The sequence below is a fragment of the Cobetia sp. Dlab-2-AX genome (genome assembly GCF_024124625.1).
GTDB lineage: Bacteria > Pseudomonadota > Gammaproteobacteria > Pseudomonadales > Halomonadaceae > Cobetia.
The window spans coordinates 555,418-573,195 of record NZ_JAMXRV010000001.1 but is presented as its reverse complement, the minus strand read 5'-3'; the positions used below and the strand labels follow the sequence as shown (position 1 = coordinate 573,195).

The window sequence follows — 17,778 nt, the reverse complement described above, 5'->3', positions numbered from 1 at the left end:
AACGAAAACGCCACCGTCGATTGACGGTGGCGTTTTCGTGGTTTTGGTCGTGCCAAGCGCAGGGGCGATATGGCTTGCGCCGTCTTACTGCGCGACCTTCTCGCCGTCCGTCGCCTCGGCGGCATCGAGCTTCTCATCGAGATCGATGGAAAGCCCTTCGCGATTGAGGATCGGGTTGGCGTATTGCATCAGCCACCAGTCCTTGAGCTCTGCGGGTACCTCTGCGAGGCGGTTCTCGAAGGTGGCGCGGTCGGCGCCGCTGATCGCCGAGACATCCAGCGCCGAGGCCAGGCGCGGCGCCTCACGCAGCTGCGGACGGCTGGCGGCCAGCTTCTCGAGTGCCAGCTGATGGCTCGGGTAGAGGGTGTAGTGCTGGAGCACCTGGCGATCGACCTCGGCCACCACGTCCTCGGGGGTCGCGAAGTCGCCCTTGAGCGGCTCGCCGAACACCAGCTTGACGCGCCCCTTGTGGCCGCTGATACCCGCCGCGATGGACTGGATGTCCTCGTACTGCACCTTCTCGTAACGCCCTTCATTGGCGACGGCCGCCAGCTCACGCGCCTTCTGCAGATCACAGGGGTCGAACTCATAGCTGATCGACACCGGCACGATGTTGAGCTCGCTGATCGCCTCGCTGAACGGACGCGTCTTGTCGGCGGTGCGCGCCGCCATGGTCAGCATCTTGATGATGGCGCTCTCGGTGCCGTCACGGCCATCCTTGGCGCGCCCTTCACGCTGGGCCAGCCAGATGGAGTGCTGGTCATGGATCAGCGAGTGGCGGATATAGCCCGACAGTGACTGATAGGCAGCCAGCATCGCCCGCTTGCCTTTGGCGGAGCGCGGCACGATGAAGCTCTTGTTGAGGCGCATCAGGTCGGTGACGAAGGGCTTCTGCAACAGGTTGTCGCCGATGGCGATGCGCACCGTGTCGCGCCCGTGGCGATAGAGGGCGTAGTTGACGAAGGCCGGGTCCAGCGAGATATCGCGATGGTTGGACAGGAACAGATACGGCGTGTCGTCCGACAGGCGTTCCAGTCCCACCGTCTCGAAGCTGGTGGTGGTGGTGTGGATCATGCGCGCCATGTAGCTGGCGATGCGGCTCTGGAAGCTGGCCACATCGGTGACGCCACGCATCTCGCGCTTGATGGCCAGGCGCGCGATCTGACGCGCCAGCCACGGGAAGCGCTGGGTCAGGCCCGGCAGGCGGAAACGCGTCAGGGTGTCGAGCAGCTCGCGGTCCTGCTCCAGGCGTACCAGCACCTCCGCTACCTCGTCGTCGTGGTAGGGGCGAATATCGGCGAACGGGTCCTGTTCGCTGGTCGTGGCAGGCTTGGGTGTTGCAGTGTCAGTCATCGACGCACGTCATCCGGGTTTGTCATTCTGAGAAAAGAGAAAGTCGGCAGCGGCCCCAAGGCTCAGCTGGCGGGCTGGGCTTCACCACCCAGCCAGGCGGTCATCTGCTCGATCACGCCGGACAGCACCTGGGCCATCAACGCGAAGTCGGTCTCCAGCCGCAGGATGGGGTCTTCGCCATCATCCTGGGCGTTGGCTTCATCGACCACGGCATCGGCGAACTTGAGGCTCTTGAGCGCCATGTCCTCACCGAGCACCAGCGCGACGCGGCCATCGACTTCCAGCGCCAGCTTGCTGACCACACGGCCCAGATTCAGCGCCGTCTGGATTTCCTCGCCGTCGAGATCGAACTGGCGCGCACGCAGTACGCCATCTTCGCCGCCCGGCGCCTTGAGTTCGACCTGATCACCGACGATCAGGTCTTCCGGGCGCGAGCTGACATCCTTGAGCCAGGTGGTCATCACCTGGGAGGGCGGCTGGGCGACGGCCAGCGGGGTGACCTTGAGCGTGCCGAGCGTCTGGCGCAGCAGGTCCAGCACTTCCTCGGCGCGCTTGGCGTTCGAGGCGTTGACGGCGATCAGGCCGCGACGGCTGTCCCACCACAGGTCGGTGCGCGAGGAGCGCGTGAAGGCGCGCGGCAGCAGCTCCTCGTAGATCTGCTCCTTGAGGGTCAGCTTCTCGCGGCGACGCAGCGGACGACCTTCGGCGGTCTCGCGCTCGGCCACGCGTTCCTCGAGCTCTTCCTTGACCACGGCGGAGGGCAGTACGCGCTCCTGGCGCAGGGCGCTGATCAGGAAATGGCCCTGAATCTCGTGCACCAGCAGATCGCTGTTGCGACCGCCCGGTGCGACCCAGCCGATACGCTTGGCTTCGACGCCGCTGACCGGGCGGAAGACATGCTCCGGCAGGGCCTCGGCGAGACGACCCTCTTCCAGCGGTGCGCTATCGTGCAGGCGATACAGTTGCAGGTTCTTGAACCACATGCGACCAGTCCTTGAGTCCGGTGAACGGGGGGCTGCCCGTCTGAATGGCGCATATTATGGCGAAACTCATGCGGCGGGTCATCCGCCGTGGGGCTCGCGGTGGTGATCCGGTGGTTCGGGGAAGAGGAATAGGGAGACTGGAGTGGTCGACGGTATGGTGCCGGTGCCTGGAGACGAGGGGAAGGCTCTGGCAGGCATTTTCCTCTGTTCCATTTCCTCTGTTCCATTTCTCTCCGGTCTCTGTCCGACACTCGAGTGGCGGCAGTCGCGACTTTCAGCCAAGCGTTTGTTTTTCTGTCCGTCACCGGCATAAGATCAGCTGACGACGGCCATACGGCGCGATCGTTTCATGGACGGGAGGCAGGGATGCAACACGAAAGCAATCCACCGCAGGCAGCGAATGGCACTCACACAGACGTCGGCAATCACGCAGGCGTCGTCAGTCGCACGGCCCTGACAGTGCGAGGCTATCATCTGGATGGCTATGGGCACGTCAACAATGCCCGCTATCTGGAGTTCTATGAGGAAGGCCGCTGGGAGTTCATGCTCGCGCACCTCGATCTGGCCGCGCTCAAGCGAGAAGGCATCGCGATGGTGGCGGTCAACCTCAACCTGGACTGGCACTATCCCGCCACCGTGCACGATGAGCTGATCATCACCACGCGGCTGTCAGAGCTCGGGCGCCGCAAGATGATCATGCGCCAGGAGATCCATCTGGGTGAGCGGCGCATGGGCGAGGTGCATCCGCGTTCCGGAGCGCTGGTCTCCAGAGCGGATTTCACCTTCGTGCTGATGAATACCGATACCGGTCGCGCCATGCCGCTGGATGGCGAGATCGGCGCGCTGCTGGGGTTGTTGGTCAGTGAAGAAACGGCCTGATCGCCCTCAGCGGCGAGGCATGAGCCAGCAGGCCGTGCACATTGACGGCCGTACTACCGTACTGAGGTGTCCTTGCGGCGTCGTGTGAGCTGCTAGGCGCGCTCGCAAGTGATATAATGCCGCCACTTCGGTGCCGCGGAGCTGGCACCCCGTGTCCGCTTCACGTCACTGCCGCGCTGCAGTAGCGACGGAGCATGCGTCGTTGCTGCAGTGGCGCCAACAGTTGAGTTCAAGGATTTGACGAATCATGGGTGAGATCGCCAGAGAGATACTGCCAGTCAACATCGAGGACGAGCTCAAGCAGTCGTATCTCGATTACGCGATGAGCGTCATCATCGGGCGTGCCTTGCCGGATGTTCGCGATGGCCTCAAACCGGTTCACCGTCGCGTACTGTTCGCGATGCACGAGCTGAACAATGACTGGAACAAGGCCTACAAGAAATCTGCCCGTGTCGTCGGCGATGTGATCGGTAAATATCACCCGCACGGTGACAGTGCGGTCTACGACACCATCGTCCGCATGGCCCAGCACTTCTCCATGCGTTATGTGCTGGTGGATGGTCAGGGCAACTTCGGTTCCATCGATGGCGACAGCGCCGCGGCGATGCGTTACACCGAGGTGCGCATGGCGCGCCTGGCGCACGAGCTGCTGGCCGATCTCGAGAAGGACACCGTCGATTGGGTCGACAACTATGACGGCACCGAGCGCATCCCTGGCGTGCTGCCGACCAAGACCCCGAACCTGCTGGTCAATGGCTCCTCCGGTATCGCCGTGGGCATGGCCACCAATATCCCGCCCCACAACATGGGCGAGGTCATCGACGGCTGTCTGGCGCTGATCGACAACGGCGATCTGACCGTCGATGAGCTGATGGAATTCATTCCGGGGCCGGACTTCCCGACCGCCGGTATCATCAACGGCCGTGCCGGCATCCTCGATGCCTATCGCACCGGTCGTGGTCGTATCTACGTGCGTGCCGTGCATACCATCGAGCACAACGACAAGAACGGCCGTGATCACATCATCATCACCGAGCTTCCCTACCAGGTGAACAAGGCGCGTCTGATCGAGAAGATCGCCGAGCTGGTCAAGGACAAGAAGATCGAGGGCATCGCCGAGCTGCGTGACGAGTCCGACAAGGACGGTCTGCGCGTGGTCATCGAGACCAAGCGTGGCGAGTCCGGTGAAGTGGTCGTCAACAACCTCTTCTCCCAGACCCAGCTCGAGACCGTGTTCGGCATCAACATGGTCGCGCTGCACGAAGGTCAGCCGAAGATCCTGAACCTCAAGCAGATTCTGGAATCCTTCGTGCGTCACCGTCGTGAAGTCGTCACCCGTCGTACCCTGTTCGAGCTCAAGAAGGCGCGTGAACGTGGCCACATTCTTGAAGGTCTGGCGGTGGCGATCTCGAACATCGATGAGGTGATCGAGCTGATCAAGGGCTCGCCGAGCGCGGCGGAAGCCAAGGAAAAGCTGATCGGTCGTGAATGGCAGCCGGGTCAAGTGGTCGAGATGCTCGAGCGCGCCGGTGCCACGTCCTGCCGTCCGGAAGACCTGCCGGAAGGTCTGGGGCTATCTGAAGACGCCAAGCACTACCGTCTGTCGCCGGCCCAGGCTCAGGCCATCCTCGAGCTGCGTCTGCATCGCCTGACCGGTCTCGAGACCGAGAAACTGCTGGCCGAGTACTCCTCCATCCTCGAGCGTATCGCCGAGCTGATGGAGATCCTGTCCTCTGCCGACCGTCTGATGGAAGTCATCCGCGAAGAGCTGCGCGAAGTGCGCGCCCAGTACGCCGATGAGCGCCGCACCGAGATCATGACCAGCCGTCGTGACCTGACCATCGAAGACCTCATCAACGAGGAAGACATGGTGGTGACGGTCTCGCGCAGTGGTTATGCCAAGACCCAGCCGCTGTCTGACTACCAGGCCCAGAAGCGCGGTGGCCGCGGCAAGTCCGCCACCTCGATGAAGGATGAGGATGTCATCGAGCACCTGCTGGTCGCCTCGACCCACGACACCGTGCTGCTGTTCTCCAACAAGGGCAAGGTGTACTGGCTCAAGGTCTACGAGATGCCGCAGGCGTCACGTGGCTCGCGCGGCAAGCCGCTGGTCAACCTGATTCCGCTGGACGACGGCGAGTGGGTCACCACCATCCTGCCGGTGCGCGATTACGCTGCCGACAGCTACATCTTCTTCGCCACCGCCAACGGCACGGTCAAGCGCACCGCGCTGAGCCAGTTCTCGCGTCCGCGCAGTGTCGGCCTGATCGCACTGGACATCGAGGAAGGTGACCGTCTGATCGGCGCCGACATCACGTCCGGTTCCGACCACGTCATGCTGGTGTCCTCCAACGGCAAGGCGATCCGCTTCGAAGAGCAGAATGTGCGCGTGATGGGCCGTACCGCCCGTGGTGTGCGCGGCATGCGCCTGCTCGACGATGCACAGGTCATCAGCCTGATCATTCCGCGCACCACCGCGATCGATGACAACGAGATCGAGGTCGATGAGGCCGCGGACGCGACGGCGGAAGGTGTCGAGAGCGCTGATGTGGCGGCCACCGAGGGTGCGACGGAAGACAGCGTCGCCAGCGGTGAAGTGCCGCAGTGCTACATCCTGACCGCGTCCGCCAATGGCTTCGGCAAGCGCACGCGTCTGGAAGAGTTCCCGCTGCGTGGCCGTGGTGGCCAGGGCGTGATCGCGATGCAGACCAGTGAGCGCAACGGTGATCTGGTCAGCGCGGTGCAGGTCAGCGACAACGACGAACTGATGCTGATCACCGACCGCGGCACTCTGGTGCGTACCCGCGTCGCCGAGGTGTCCACCACCTCGCGCAACACCCAGGGCGTGACCTTGATCCGCACGGCGGAAGAGGAGCGTCTGGTGACGACGGTGCGTGTCGACGAGCCGGAAGAGGTCGTCGTGGTGCAGGATGAGCTGGACGAAGAGGCGCTGAGCACCGACGAACAGGTGCAGGCGGGAGATGACGCCGAGTCGACGGATACCCCGCCGACAGGCGCGGAATAAGACGCTGGATTGCGACCGCCTTCGGGGCGGTCGCTTCACTTTCGGGAAATAAGACGACATGACACGCAAGTTCAACTTCTGCGCCGGTCCTGCTGCACTGCCGACCGCTGTCCTGGAGCGCGCCCGCGCCGAGATGCTGGATTATCAGGGCCGCGGACTGTCCGTCATGGAGATGAGTCATCGCTCCGACGAATTCGTGGTCATCGCCGAGAAGGCCGAGGCGGACCTGCGCGAACTGCTCGAGATTCCGTCCAACTATCGCGTGTTGTTCATGCAGGGTGGCGCCTCGACCCAGTTTGCGGGTGTGCCGCTGAACCTGCTGGGCGCGGGTGGCAGTGCCAACTATCTGTATACCGGTATCTGGGGCAAGAAGGCGATCAAGGAAGCCGAGCATCTGGCGGTGGGCAGCCACGTGGCAGCCTCCAGCGATAGCAATGGCCTGATCGCCGTGCCGCGCCAGAGCGCGATCCAGCTCTCGGGCGATGTGGGCTATCTGCACTACACCGCCAACGAGACCATCGGCGGCCTCGAGTTCGACTATATCCCCGAGGTAGCAGCGGATGGCGTGCCGCTGGTGTGTGACATGTCGTCTTCCATCCTGTCTGGCCCGCTGGATGTCAGCCGTTTCGGCGTCATCTATGCCGGCGCCCAGAAGAACATCGGTCCGGCGGGGCTGACGCTGGTCATCGTGCGCGAAGACCTGCTCGATCGCGCCCGCAAGGACTGCCCGACCATGCTGAACTGGAAGACGGCCGCCGAGGCCAATTCTATGTTCAACACGCCGCCGACCTACGCCTGGTATCTCTCCGGGCTGGTGTTCGAGTGGCTCAAGGATGAGGTCGGCGGCCTCGCCGCCATGAACGCGATCAATGATCGCAAGGCGCAGGCGCTTTACGCTGCCATCGATGGCAGCGACTTCTATTCCAACCCGATCGTGACCGAGAACCGCTCACGCATGAACGTGCCGTTCGTGCTGGCCGATGAGCGTCTCGACAAGACCTTCCTCGCCGAGTCCGAAGCGGCGGGTCTCTTGAATCTGGCCGGTCACCGCAGCGTCGGTGGCATGCGTGCCAGCCTCTACAACGCCGTGCCGGAAGCTGCCGTCACTGCGCTGGTGGACTTCATGGGCGACTTCGCGCGTCGTCACGGCTAAGGGAGTAGGTGAGATGTCGGATTTCAAGGAAAGCCCTGCGTCGCAGGCGGCGGGCAAGGCGGTGACGCTGGACGACCTGCGTCAGCGCATCGATGCCATCGACAACGAGCTGCTGAACCTGATCAGCGAGCGCGCGGGCTGCGCGCAGCAGGTCGCCGAGGTCAAGATGGCCGCCGGTGACGTGGGCGAGGATGGTCAGGTGCAGTTCTATCGTCCGGAGCGCGAAGCCCAGGTGTTGCGTCGCATCATGGCCAACAACCCCGGCCCGCTGAAAGGCGAGGAGATGGCGCGTCTGTTCCGCGAGATCATGTCCGCCTGTCTGGCGCTGGAGCAGCCGATCCGCCTGGCCTATCTCGGCCCGGAGGGTACCTTCACCCAGCAGGCCGCGCTCAAGCACTTCGGTGACAGTGCCGTGACCAAGCCGATGGCCGCCATCGACGAGGTGTTCCGCGAAGTGGAAGCGGGCGCGGTGCAGTACGGTGTGGTGCCGGTGGAGAACTCCACCGAGGGCGTCATCAACCACACGCTGGATTCGTTCATGGGCTCGCAGCTCAAGATCTCCGGCGAAGTGGTGCTGCGCATTCATCATCACCTGCTGGTGGGCCCGAATACGCGTCGCGAGAAGATCTCGCGCATCTATTCCCACGCCCAGTCGCTGGCCCAGTGCCGCAAGTGGCTGGATGCCCACTTCCCGCACGCCGAGCGCATCGCGGTGTCCTCGAATGCCGAGGCCGCGCGTCAGGTGCGCACCGAGTGGCACAGTGCGGCGATTGCCGGTGACATGGCCGCCAAGCTCTATGAATTGGAGAAGGTCGAGGAGAAGATCGAGGACAGCCCCGACAACTCCACGCGCTTCCTGATCATCGGTGACAGCTCGGTGCCGGCGTCCGGTGATGACAAGACCTCCATCGTGGTGGCGATGCGCAACCAGCCGGGGGCACTGCACGACCTGCTGGCGCCGTTCCACCGCCACCAGATCGACCTGACCCGCGTCGAGACGCGCCCTTCACGTTCCGGTGCCTGGAACTATGTCTTCTTCATCGACTTCCGTGGCCACCGCGATGACCCGCTCATCACCGCCACGCTCGAGGAGCTGCGTCAGTGCGCGGCGGACGTCAAGGTGCTCGGGTCCTACCCGGTCGGTGTGCTGTGAGCGAGGTTGACCACACTCGCCATGCTGCGTCGTCAGACCTGCTGTCCTCGCTGCCGTCAGCGGAGCGCCTGGCCGGCGAGCGGCGTATTCTGCTGGTCGGGCTGGGCTTGATCGGTGGCTCGCTGGCGGCGGCATTGCGCGCGGCGGGCCATCACGGCGAGATTCTCGCCTGTGATCGTGACTCCAACGAGATCTGCCTCGGTCAGCGCATGGGGCTGATCGATGGTGGCAGCACGCAACTGGCGGCGCTGGTACCGGGTGCCTCGCTGATCGTGCTGTGCGTGCCGGTGATGGCGATGCAGGGCGTGATGGCCGAACTGGCGCCGTTACTGGAGGATGATGCCGTCATCACCGATGTCGGCAGCACCAAGGGCGCGATCCGCGATGCGGCGCTTGGCGTCTTCGGTCGGATGCCGCCGAATCTGGTGCTCGGTCACCCGATCGCCGGGTCCGAGAAGAGCGGTGTCGCGGCGTCCAATCCCGAGCTCTATCGCGATCACAAGGTGATCCTGACGCCGGAGCCGGACAGCGATGCCGAGGCCGTGGCACGCGTGGCGGCCATGTGGTCGGTATGTGGTGCCCAGCTTCTGAGCATGAGCGTGGCGCGCCACGATGAAGTGCTGGCGCGCACCAGCCATCTGCCGCACCTGCTGGCGTTCTCGCTGGTCGACAGCCTGGCGCGCCAGGATGAGCGGTTGGAGATCTTCCGCTACGCGGCGGGCGGTTTCCGTGATTTCACGCGCATCGCCGGCAGTGATCCGGTGATGTGGCGCGACGTCTATCTGGCCAACCGCGATGCGGTGCTGGAGGCGTTGGACGAATTCGAGGCCGGGGTGGCGCGGGTGCGCGCTGCCGTGACCGCGGGCGATGGTGAGGCGATGCTGGGGATCTTCACCCGCGCAAGCCACGCCCGACACTACTTCAATACCCTATTGAAACAGACGAGTTATCAGACCATGGAACAGCAGAACGTGCGGTACCGTGCACTGCCGGGTGGGCAGGTTCAGGGGCGCATTCGTGTGCCGGGCGACAAGTCCATGTCGCATCGCTCCATCATGCTGGGCGCCTTGGCGACTGGCGTGACCGAAGTCGAAGGTTTCCTCGAAGGGGAAGACAGCCTGGCCACGCTGCAGGCCTTCCGCGACATGGGCGTCGTCATCGAAGGCCCGCATCAGGGGCGTGTCACCATCCACGGTGTGGGTCTCAACGGCCTGAAGCAGCCGCCGGGCCCGCTGTATGTCGGCAACTCCGGCACCGCGATGCGCCTGTTCGCCGGTCTGCTGGCCGGTCAGGCCTTCGATACCGAGCTGACCGGTGATGCCTCGCTGACCAAGCGTCCGATGGACCGCGTCGCCAATCCGCTGCGCGAGATGGGCGCGGTGATCGATACCGCCGACAACGGTCGTCCGCCGCTGCGTATCCACGGTGGTCAGCCGCTCAAGGGCATCCGTTACGAGATGCCGATGGCGTCCGCTCAGGTCAAGTCGTGCCTGCTGCTGGCCGGTCTCTACGCCGAAGGCGAGACACGTGCCATCGAGCCGGCGCCGACGCGTGACCACACCGAGCGCATGCTCAATGGCTTCGGCTACAAGGTCGAGCGCGAGGGCGCCGAGGCGTGGCTGACCGGTGGCGGCAGCCTCGAAGCCTGCCCGATCGACGTGCCGGCCGACATCTCCTCCGCGACCTTCTTCCTGGTCGCCGCAGCCATCACGCCGGGTTCCGATCTGGTGCTGGAGCACGTCGGCATCAACCCGACGCGCATCGGCGTGATCAACATCCTCAAGGCGATGGGTGCCGACCTGAGCGTCACCAATGAGCGCGAAGTCGGCGGCGAGCCGGTGGCAGACCTGCACATCCGTTATGCGCCGCTCAAGGGCATCGACATTCCGGAAGACCAGGTGCCGCTGGCCATCGACGAATTCCCGGCACTGTTCATCGCCGCCGCCAACGCCGAGGGCATGACCCGTCTGCGTGGTGCCGAGGAACTGCGCGTCAAGGAATCCGACCGCATCCAGGTGATGGCGGATGGTCTGGCGCAGATCGGCGTCGAGCACGAAGTGGTCGCGGACGGCATCGACATCCGTGGCGGCGCCTACGGCGGCGGCCTGGTCGACAGTCACGGCGATCACCGCATCGCGATGGCCTTCAGTGTCGCGGCGCTGCGCGCCCAGGGCGAGATCCTGATCGACGACTGCGCCAATGTCGCGACCTCCTTCCCGAACTTCGTGGCGCTGGCCGCTGAAGTCGGCATGCAGGTCGAGAATCTCGGTGCCGTGGCACCCGGCCAGGAGGCTTCATGAGCGGGGAAGCAACACCTCATCACAGCCAGATCTGCGACGCGCCGGTGTTGACCCTTGATGGCCCCGGCGGGGCAGGCAAGGGCACCATCAGTCGTCTGGTCGCGGCGAGCCTGGGCTGGCATCTGCTGGATTCCGGTGCGCTGTATCGCCTGACGGCGCTGGCCGCCGAGCGCCATGGCGTAGCGCTGGAAGACGAGGACGCCGTGGCGACCATCGCCGAGTACCTCGATGTGCAGTTCGATGCCGAAGGCGACGCCACCAGCGTGATTCTGGAAGGCGAGGATGTCACCCGTGACATCCGTCTCGAGTCGGTCGGCAACAATGCTTCCATCATCGCGGCCCAGCCGCGCGTGCGGACTGCACTGCTGGCGCGCCAGCGTGCCTTTGCGCGTGCGCCGGGCCTGGTGGCCGATGGTCGCGACATGGGCACGGTGGTCTTCACCGCTGCGCCGCTCAAGATCTTCCTGACGGCGAGCGCCGAGGAACGTGCGCGTCGTCGTCATGCCCAGTTGCAGGAAGCGGGTGTCGATGCTAATATTTCGAGCCTTTTGACAGAAATACAGGCGCGCGATGCGCGTGACATGGGCCGGGCAGTCGCCCCGCTCAAGCCTGCAGACGACGGCGTGATCCTCGATACGACAGATCTCGACATCGACCAGGTGATCGAACGCATCCAGCAGCTGCTGGTCGAATACGGCCTGGTAGCAGCGCGCTGAGACTCGAGTCTCAGCCTGTAAGTCGTCAGAACAACGGATTGAATGCCTGCTGTTGCAATGCGGCCTCCGGGTCGGGCAGCAGCGGGTTTCGCTCGCTTCGCGAGTGATGATGCAGAACCCAGATGACACCGAGGTGTCATCAACCCCCCGGCCAGGTGTCATGGGGTGCATCGGCGGCAAGCGGAAAGCCGGTGTATCTCGAACCAGCGTCAACGCCCCCGGGGATATGTAGATATGGCCCGTGCTTGCTGGTGGTACGGAGACTGCGGTGCAAGCCGCCCCAAACGTTGATCATGTAGGAATACCATGAGCGAGAGCTTTGCTGATTTATTTGAACAGTCACTCCAGGACATCAACATGGAGCCGGGCGCAATCGTGTCCGCTACCATCGTGGATATCGATGGCGACTGGATCACTGTCAATGCCGGTCTGAAGTCTGAAGGTCAGATTCCGTCTGAACAGTTCCGTGACGAAAGTGGCCAGCTGTCCATCAGCGTCGGCGACGAAGTCATGGTTGCACTGGAAGCCGTGGAAGATGGCTTCGGTGAGACCCGCCTGTCCCGCGAGAAGGCCAAGCGTGCCGAAGCGTGGAAAGAGCTGGAAGCTGCCTTCGAGAAGGACGAGATCGTCAAGGGCGTGATCAACGGCAAGGTCAAAGGTGGCTTTACCGTCGACATCAACACCATCCGTGCCTTCCTGCCGGGTTCTCTGGTCGATGTCCGCCCTGTGCGCGACACCGCCCACCTCGAGAACAAGGAGCTGGACTTCAAGGTCATCAAGCTCGACGCCAAGCGCAACAACGTTGTCGTGTCTCGTCGTGCCGTCCTCGAAGCCGAGAACAGCGCTGAGCGTGAAGCCCTCCTGGCCACTCTGCAGGAAGGTCAGCAGATTCAGGGTATCGTCAAGAACCTGACCGACTACGGCGCCTTCGTCGACCTCGGCGGCGTTGACGGCCTGCTGCACATCACCGACATGGCATGGAAGCGCATCAAGCATCCGTCCGAGATCGTTGCTGTCGGCGACGAGATCAATGTCAAGGTGCTGAAGTTCGACCGCGAGCGCAACCGTGTGTCTCTGGGTCTCAAGCAGCTGGGCGAAGATCCGTGGGTCAACATCAAGGCTCGCTACCCGGAAGGCGCCAAGATCAACGCACGCGTCACCAACCTCACTGACTACGGCTGCTTCGCCGAGCTGGAAGAGGGCGTCGAAGGTCTGGTCCACGTGTCCGAAATGGACTGGACCAACAAGAACATCCACCCGTCCAAGGTCGTCAATGTCGGCGATGACGTGGAAGTGATGATTCTGGACATCGACGAAGAGCGTCGTCGTATCTCCCTGGGTATCAAGCAGTGCACCACCAACCCGTGGGAAGACTTCAGCGGCAAGCACAACAAGGGTGACCGCGTCTCCGGTACCATCAAGTCAATCACTGACTTCGGTATCTTCATCGGTCTGGAAGGCGGCATCGACGGCCTGGTTCACCTCTCCGACATCTCCTGGAACGAAGCTGGCGAAGAAGCCGTGCGTCGTTACAAGAAGGGCGAAGAAGCTGAAGCGGTCATCCTGTCCATCGATCCGGAACGTGAGCGCATCTCTCTGGGCATCAAGCAGCTCGAGAGCGATCCGGTCTCCGAGTACCTGGCCGTCAACGACAAGGGCGCTGTCGTGTCCGGTCGCGTTGTCGACATCGATGCCAAGGAAGTTCAGGTAGAGCTGGCAACTGACGTCATTGCTATCCTGAAGGCTTCTGAAATCAGCGCTGACCGTGTCGAAGACGCACGCAACGTCCTGAGCGTCGGCGATGCTGTCGAAGCCAAGATCGTCGGTGTGGATCGCAAGAGCCGCCTGATCAACCTGTCCGTCAAGTCCAAGGACCAGGTTGAAGCTCCGCGTGGCCAGGCTGCCAAGCCGCGCACCCAGGAAGTCGAGAGCAACGGCCCGACTACCATCGGTGATCTGATCAAGCAGCAGCTGGGTCAGGAGTGATCCCGAGACACTCCGCCTCCTCGTGAGGTGGGGTGTCCGGATCCACGCTGAGGTGACATGCCTCTGGTTGTCATCTCGGCGTCTCCGAATCGGTATCCTGCATGAGGCGCATGTCATATGCGGGAACGAAAAAAACCGCCACCCTTCGGGGTGGCGGTTTTTTCATGTCTGGTCGTTACGGGTGACTGCTGGTCATTGCTGATCGTTGCTGGCCATTAGCAGTCGCCACCTGCCAACCACCTGATCTGGCGTTGTTCAATGCGTCTGCGAGGCGCCAGGCTGGCTGACCTTGGCCAGCAGTTGCATCTGACGCAGCGAGATCGTGCAGTACAGACTGCGATAGAGTTCCGGTTCCTGCTTCGGATCGGTCTTGAGCAGGCGAGCTTCCAGCTGGTGGAGGTCGCTGGCCAGCTGTGTCGTGTCCGGGGTCAGAGGCTGTCGTGCGGCTGTCTGAGTCATGTAAAGGCGCTCCGTGAGTCCATGGTCGTGGATGGGGTCAGGGTCGGCTCTTCTTGTCTTGAAGACTTCTCGCGACGTGGCGGTGCTGCTGTCTGCGCTTGAGCCAGTTCGCGATCCGCTCAGCGATTCTCATCGTGCATGCCAGGCCCCGGGTCGGATCTTGAGATCAGATGGGAGCCTTTGCCTGATACCTGCAGCCCTCGCTCGAGCTATCACGGCGGAGCTGCAGTTGCTGCATGGGACAGTGTGTCACTCGGTACCTGTTGTCCTGCTCGTCAAGCAAAGCGGAAGGTCTAGAGTGCACCTTGATCCATGTCAGGGGGATGACGATGCGCTGACAGGCGGTAGCGAAGTGGCGAGAGCCAAGTCGCAACAGTCCGAGCCTCAGTACATGACGGGAGGGCCGTGCATGACTCAGGACGCCTCGTGATCGCTCTGCTCGCTGGCTGTGCCAGCGTTCGCCGCTGCCGTCTGGCGCTCAAGATTGGACAGCATGCCGCGCAGGATGGAGAGCTCGCGGCGGGTCGGTTCGGCACGCGCAAACAGGGCGCGCAGCCGCTCTTCGGTCTGGGAGTGGGGCTGGTTGAGGAAGCCGGAGCCCTGCAGGGCGCGACCAAGATGCTCATGGAAGTAGCCGAGCTGTTCGCGGGTCGGCAACTGGTCGTCCTCACGGCGCGCGACAGGCGCCTCCTGAGGCTTGTCGAGTGTCAGGCGCCATGCACTGCGGCACTCGTGCGCCAGCACCTGGGCGGCCTGTGAGACGTTGAGGATGCCGTAGTCCGGGTTGGTGGGGATCGACACCTGATGCGTGCAGCAGGCGATCTCCTCGTTGGTCAGTCCGAAGCGTTCGCGGCCGAATACCAGCGCCACCTTGCCATCGCGCGCGATATCCATGGCGTGGGCCGCCATCTCGCGTGGCTCATCGAAGTGGGGCAGTGGGACGCTGCGCAGGCGAGCGCTGGCCCCGATGACCAGCTGGCAGTCATTGACGGCGTCTTCCAGGCGCTCGACTACGTGTGCATTTTCCAGCAGCTCCGCGGCGCCGCTGGCCATGCGCGTCGCTTCCTCATCGGGGAAGCAGCGCGGATTGACCAGCACCAGGTCCTTGATGCCCATGGTCAGGATGGCGCGAGCGGTGGCGCCGATATTGCCGGGGTGGAAGGTCTGCACCAGCACGACACGCACATTGTCGAGGGCACTAGTGGTCGGAGAAGCGGCGGGGGTATCAGTCATGTGAAGATCCTGGGCAAGCGAGGCGCGCGGCCTGAGTGGTAGCGTCGTCGGTCGTGACCGTAGGCATTTCAGCCGCAATACAACGTCAGCCTCGATTCACTGTCATCACCAGGCGCAATGTCTCGGGTCGCGGCAAAAAGTGGCGCCTAGTGTAGCGTGGTGAGCGGGAGGCGTCAGGTGCCGAGAGGCGTGGCGCTTGCCATATGAGAGTCACGGCGTTCACTGTATGGGGCTCGCGGTGCACACCATGTGGAGCTCGCGGCGCTCGCTGAATGACAGGCATGAAAAAACCGCCCCTGCTTGCGCAGGAGCGGTTCGGGTCACGACGGGTGAGTCGTGGGGTGAGGCTGGCTTACATCATGCCGCCCATGCCACCCATGCCGCCCATACCACCCATGTCGCCGCCGCCGGCAGCTTCCTTGTCTTCCGGATCTTCAGCGATCATGCATTCGGTGGTGATCATCAGGCCGCCGATGGAGGCCGCAGACTGCAGTGCAGAGCGGGTCACCTTGGCCGGGTCCAGCACGCCCATCTCGAACATGTCGCCATAGACGCCGGTAGAGGCGTTGTAACCGTAGTTGCCTTCGCCAGCCTTGACGTTGTTGAGCACGACAGAGGCTTCTTCACCGGCGTTGGTGACGATCTGACGCAGCGGCGCTTCCATGGCACGCAGTGCGATGGCGATACCGTGAGTCTGATCTTCGTTGTCGCCTTTCAGGTCGGCCAGCTGGCCCAGCACGCGAACCAGGGCAGTACCACCACCAGGCACGACGCCTTCCTCGACGGCTGCACGAGTGGAGTGCAGGGCGTCTTCGACGCGAGCCTTCTTCTCTTTCATCTCGACTTCGGTGGCAGCACCGACGCGGATGACGGCAACGCCGCCGGCCAGCTTGGCGACACGTTCCTGCAGCTTCTCGCGGTCGTAATCAGAGGAGGTTTCCTCGATCTGAGCGCGAATCTGGGCAACGCGTGCTTCGATATCGCCTTCGTTGCCGGCGCCATCGATGATGGTGGTGTTTTCCTTGGACATGGTCACGCGCTTGGCGGTGCCCAGGTGGTCCAGGTTGGCCTGTTCGAGGTTGAGGCCGACTTCTTCGGAAATCACGGTGCCACCGGTCAGGATGGCGATGTCCTGCAGCATGGCCTTGCGACGGTCACCGAAGCCCGGTGCCTTGACGGCAGCGACCTTGACGATACCGCGCATGGTGTTGACGACCAGAGTCGCCAGCGCTTCGCCTTCGATGTCTTCGGCGATGATCGCCAGCGGCTTGCCGGACTTGGCAACGCCTTCCAGCACCGGCAGCAGTTCGCGGATGTTGGAGATCTTCTTGTCGACCAGCAGGATGTACGGGTCTTCGAGTTCGACCGCCATGGTGTCCTGGTTGGTGACGAAGTACGGAGACAGGTAACCGCGATCGAACTGCATGCCTTCGACCACTTCCAGCTCGTCTTCGAAGCCACGACCTTCATCGACGGTGATGACGCCTTCCTTGCCGACCTTCTCCATCGCTTCCGCGATGATCTCGCCGATGCGAGAGTCGCCATTGGCGGAGATGGTGCCGACCTGAGCGATGGCCTTGGTGTCGGTGCACGGCACGGACAGCTCACGCACGGCCTTGACGGCTTCGATGACGGCCTTGTCGATACCGCGCTTCAGGTCCATCGGGTTCATGCCCGCGGTCACGCCTTTCAGGCCTTCGTTGACGATGGACTGAGCCAGCACGGTGGCGGTGGTGGTGCCGTCGCCAGCCACGTCAGACGTCTTGGAAGCGACTTCCTTGACCATCTGGGCGCCCATGTTCTCGAAGCGGTCCTTCAGTTCGATTTCCTTGGCGACGGAAACGCCGTCCTTGGTGACGGTCGGAGCGCCGAAGGATTTTTCCAGTACCACGTTACGGCCTTTCGGGCCGAGGGTAGTCTTGACCGCGTCGGCCAGGACATTGACACCACGCGCCATGCGCTTGCGTGCATCATCGGAGAAACGAACGTCTTTTGCAGCCATGTTTATCTCTACCTTTAATCAGTAAGTCGAAGCGTTGGAACCCGAAAAAGCTGAAACTCAGCCTTCCACCACGGCGAGGATGTCGCTCTCGCTCATGATCAGCACCTCTTCGCCGTCGATTTTCTGCTTCTCGACGCCGTAGCCATCCTTGAAGATCACGGTATCGCCGACTTTCACGTCCAGCGGGCGAACTTCACCGTTCTCGAGGATGCGACCGTTACCGGCAGCGAGAATCTCGCCACGGGTCGGCTTTTCCTGGGCGCTGCCGGGCAGAACGATGCCACCTGCAGTTTTCTGTTCTTCTTCCACGCGACGAACCACGACGCGATCGTGCAAGGGACGAATGTTCATTGCTCACGTTCTCCTGATGGTAAATCCCGCCAGCTCCCGTTCTTTGTCGGTGAGTCTGGCGTTCAATGGGGTTGCCTAGCGAGTGTTGGGCCCCGCCGCTGGGGGCGTGGCCGTTATCCATTGCACCGCATTTATGGTGGCGGGAGGACAGCTTTCAAGTAGGCGATCATAAAAAAATTTCAAAT

General features: G+C 63.0%; 13 protein-coding genes. 7 read left to right on the top strand and 6 right to left on the bottom strand.

From position 1 onward, the window contains the following. Positions 1-84: 84 nt before the first annotated feature. Both NH396_RS02455 and NH396_RS02450 read right to left on the bottom strand, forming a co-directional pair. Positions 85-1,353 carry a 1-acyl-sn-glycerol-3-phosphate acyltransferase gene (locus tag NH396_RS02455; RefSeq protein ID WP_253061331.1) on the bottom strand — a complete coding sequence of 423 codons (1,269 nt, stop codon included), beginning with the start codon at positions 1,351-1,353 and terminating at the stop codon, positions 85-87. 62 nt (positions 1,354-1,415) lie between these two features. After that, on the bottom strand, positions 1,416-2,336 hold the full coding sequence (locus tag NH396_RS02450) for a recombination-associated protein RdgC (RefSeq protein WP_253061329.1): 921 nt from the start codon (positions 2,334-2,336) through the stop codon (positions 1,416-1,418). A gap of 366 nt (positions 2,337-2,702) precedes the next feature. Between NH396_RS02450 and NH396_RS02445 the strand changes: the two genes are divergently transcribed. The 7 genes from NH396_RS02445 (at position 2,703) to rpsA (ending at position 13,548) form a co-directional block, all read left to right on the top strand. Continuing rightward, complete coding sequence (locus NH396_RS02445) at positions 2,703-3,215, top strand: thioesterase family protein (protein WP_253061327.1); 513 nt, start codon at positions 2,703-2,705, stop codon at positions 3,213-3,215. 247 nt (positions 3,216-3,462) lie between these two features. Continuing rightward, complete coding sequence (gene gyrA, locus NH396_RS02440) at positions 3,463-6,240, top strand: DNA gyrase subunit A (RefSeq protein ID WP_253061325.1); 2,778 nt, start codon at positions 3,463-3,465, stop codon at positions 6,238-6,240. 58 nt (positions 6,241-6,298) lie between these two features. Beyond that, on the top strand, positions 6,299-7,393 hold the full coding sequence (gene serC, locus NH396_RS02435) for a 3-phosphoserine/phosphohydroxythreonine transaminase (RefSeq protein ID WP_253061323.1): 1,095 nt from the start codon (positions 6,299-6,301) through the stop codon (positions 7,391-7,393). 13 nt (positions 7,394-7,406) lie between these two features. Beyond that, positions 7,407-8,546 carry a prephenate dehydratase gene (gene pheA / locus NH396_RS02430; RefSeq protein ID WP_253061321.1) on the top strand — a complete coding sequence of 380 codons (1,140 nt, stop codon included), beginning with the start codon at positions 7,407-7,409 and terminating at the stop codon, positions 8,544-8,546. 68 nt (positions 8,547-8,614) lie between these two features. Further along, positions 8,615-10,846, top strand: coding sequence for a bifunctional prephenate dehydrogenase/3-phosphoshikimate 1-carboxyvinyltransferase (locus NH396_RS02425; protein WP_253061548.1), 2,232 nt, complete (start codon positions 8,615-8,617; stop codon positions 10,844-10,846). Further along, positions 10,843-11,562, top strand: coding sequence for a (d)CMP kinase (gene cmk / locus NH396_RS02420; RefSeq protein ID WP_176677692.1), 720 nt, complete (start codon positions 10,843-10,845; stop codon positions 11,560-11,562). The genes NH396_RS02425 and cmk overlap by 4 nt, the downstream gene beginning before the upstream one ends. Before the next feature lie 306 nt (positions 11,563-11,868). Then, positions 11,869-13,548, top strand: coding sequence for a 30S ribosomal protein S1 (rpsA, locus tag NH396_RS02415; protein ID WP_176677691.1), 1,680 nt, complete (start codon positions 11,869-11,871; stop codon positions 13,546-13,548). Positions 13,549-13,803: 255 nt separating this feature from the next. Here rpsA and NH396_RS02410 read toward each other — a convergent pair whose 3' ends face one another. The 4 genes from NH396_RS02410 to NH396_RS02395 all read right to left on the bottom strand — a co-directional run bounded on the left by NH396_RS02410 (position 13,804) and on the right by NH396_RS02395 (position 17,593). Then, positions 13,804-14,007 carry a hypothetical protein gene (locus NH396_RS02410; RefSeq protein ID WP_253061319.1) on the bottom strand — a complete coding sequence of 68 codons (204 nt, stop codon included), beginning with the start codon at positions 14,005-14,007 and terminating at the stop codon, positions 13,804-13,806. Positions 14,008-14,421: 414 nt separating this feature from the next. Continuing rightward, on the bottom strand, positions 14,422-15,240 hold the full coding sequence (locus NH396_RS02405) for an RNA methyltransferase (RefSeq protein ID WP_253061317.1): 819 nt from the start codon (positions 15,238-15,240) through the stop codon (positions 14,422-14,424). 352 nt (positions 15,241-15,592) lie between these two features. Continuing rightward, positions 15,593-17,242 carry a chaperonin GroEL gene (groL, locus tag NH396_RS02400; RefSeq protein ID WP_253061315.1) on the bottom strand — a complete coding sequence of 550 codons (1,650 nt, stop codon included), beginning with the start codon at positions 17,240-17,242 and terminating at the stop codon, positions 15,593-15,595. Positions 17,243-17,299: 57 nt separating this feature from the next. Next, entirely contained in the window at positions 17,300-17,593 is a 294-nt protein-coding gene (locus NH396_RS02395; protein ID WP_043331438.1) for a co-chaperone GroES, read from the bottom strand. Between the last annotated feature and the right edge of the window lie 185 nt (positions 17,594-17,778).

Coding starts and splice junctions, on each gene's coding strand:
- pheA (WP_253061321.1), top strand. CDS start 7,407: ATGTCGGATTTCAAGGAAAGCCCTGCGTCGCAGGCGGCGGGCAAGGCG.
- NH396_RS02395 (WP_043331438.1), bottom strand. CDS start 17,593: ATGAACATTCGTCCCTTGCACGATCGCGTCGTGGTTCGTCGCGTGGAA.
- NH396_RS02455 (WP_253061331.1), bottom strand. CDS start 1,353: ATGACTGACACTGCAACACCCAAGCCTGCCACGACCAGCGAACAGGAC.
- NH396_RS02410 (WP_253061319.1), bottom strand. CDS start 14,007: ATGACTCAGACAGCCGCACGACAGCCTCTGACCCCGGACACGACACAG.
- rpsA (WP_176677691.1), top strand. CDS start 11,869: ATGAGCGAGAGCTTTGCTGATTTATTTGAACAGTCACTCCAGGACATC.
- NH396_RS02445 (WP_253061327.1), top strand. CDS start 2,703: ATGCAACACGAAAGCAATCCACCGCAGGCAGCGAATGGCACTCACACA.
- groL (WP_253061315.1), bottom strand. CDS start 17,242: ATGGCTGCAAAAGACGTTCGTTTCTCCGATGATGCACGCAAGCGCATG.
- NH396_RS02450 (WP_253061329.1), bottom strand. CDS start 2,336: ATGTGGTTCAAGAACCTGCAACTGTATCGCCTGCACGATAGCGCACCG.
- cmk (WP_176677692.1), top strand. CDS start 10,843: ATGAGCGGGGAAGCAACACCTCATCACAGCCAGATCTGCGACGCGCCG.
- gyrA (WP_253061325.1), top strand. CDS start 3,463: ATGGGTGAGATCGCCAGAGAGATACTGCCAGTCAACATCGAGGACGAG.
- serC (WP_253061323.1), top strand. CDS start 6,299: ATGACACGCAAGTTCAACTTCTGCGCCGGTCCTGCTGCACTGCCGACC.
- NH396_RS02405 (WP_253061317.1), bottom strand. CDS start 15,240: ATGACTGATACCCCCGCCGCTTCTCCGACCACTAGTGCCCTCGACAAT.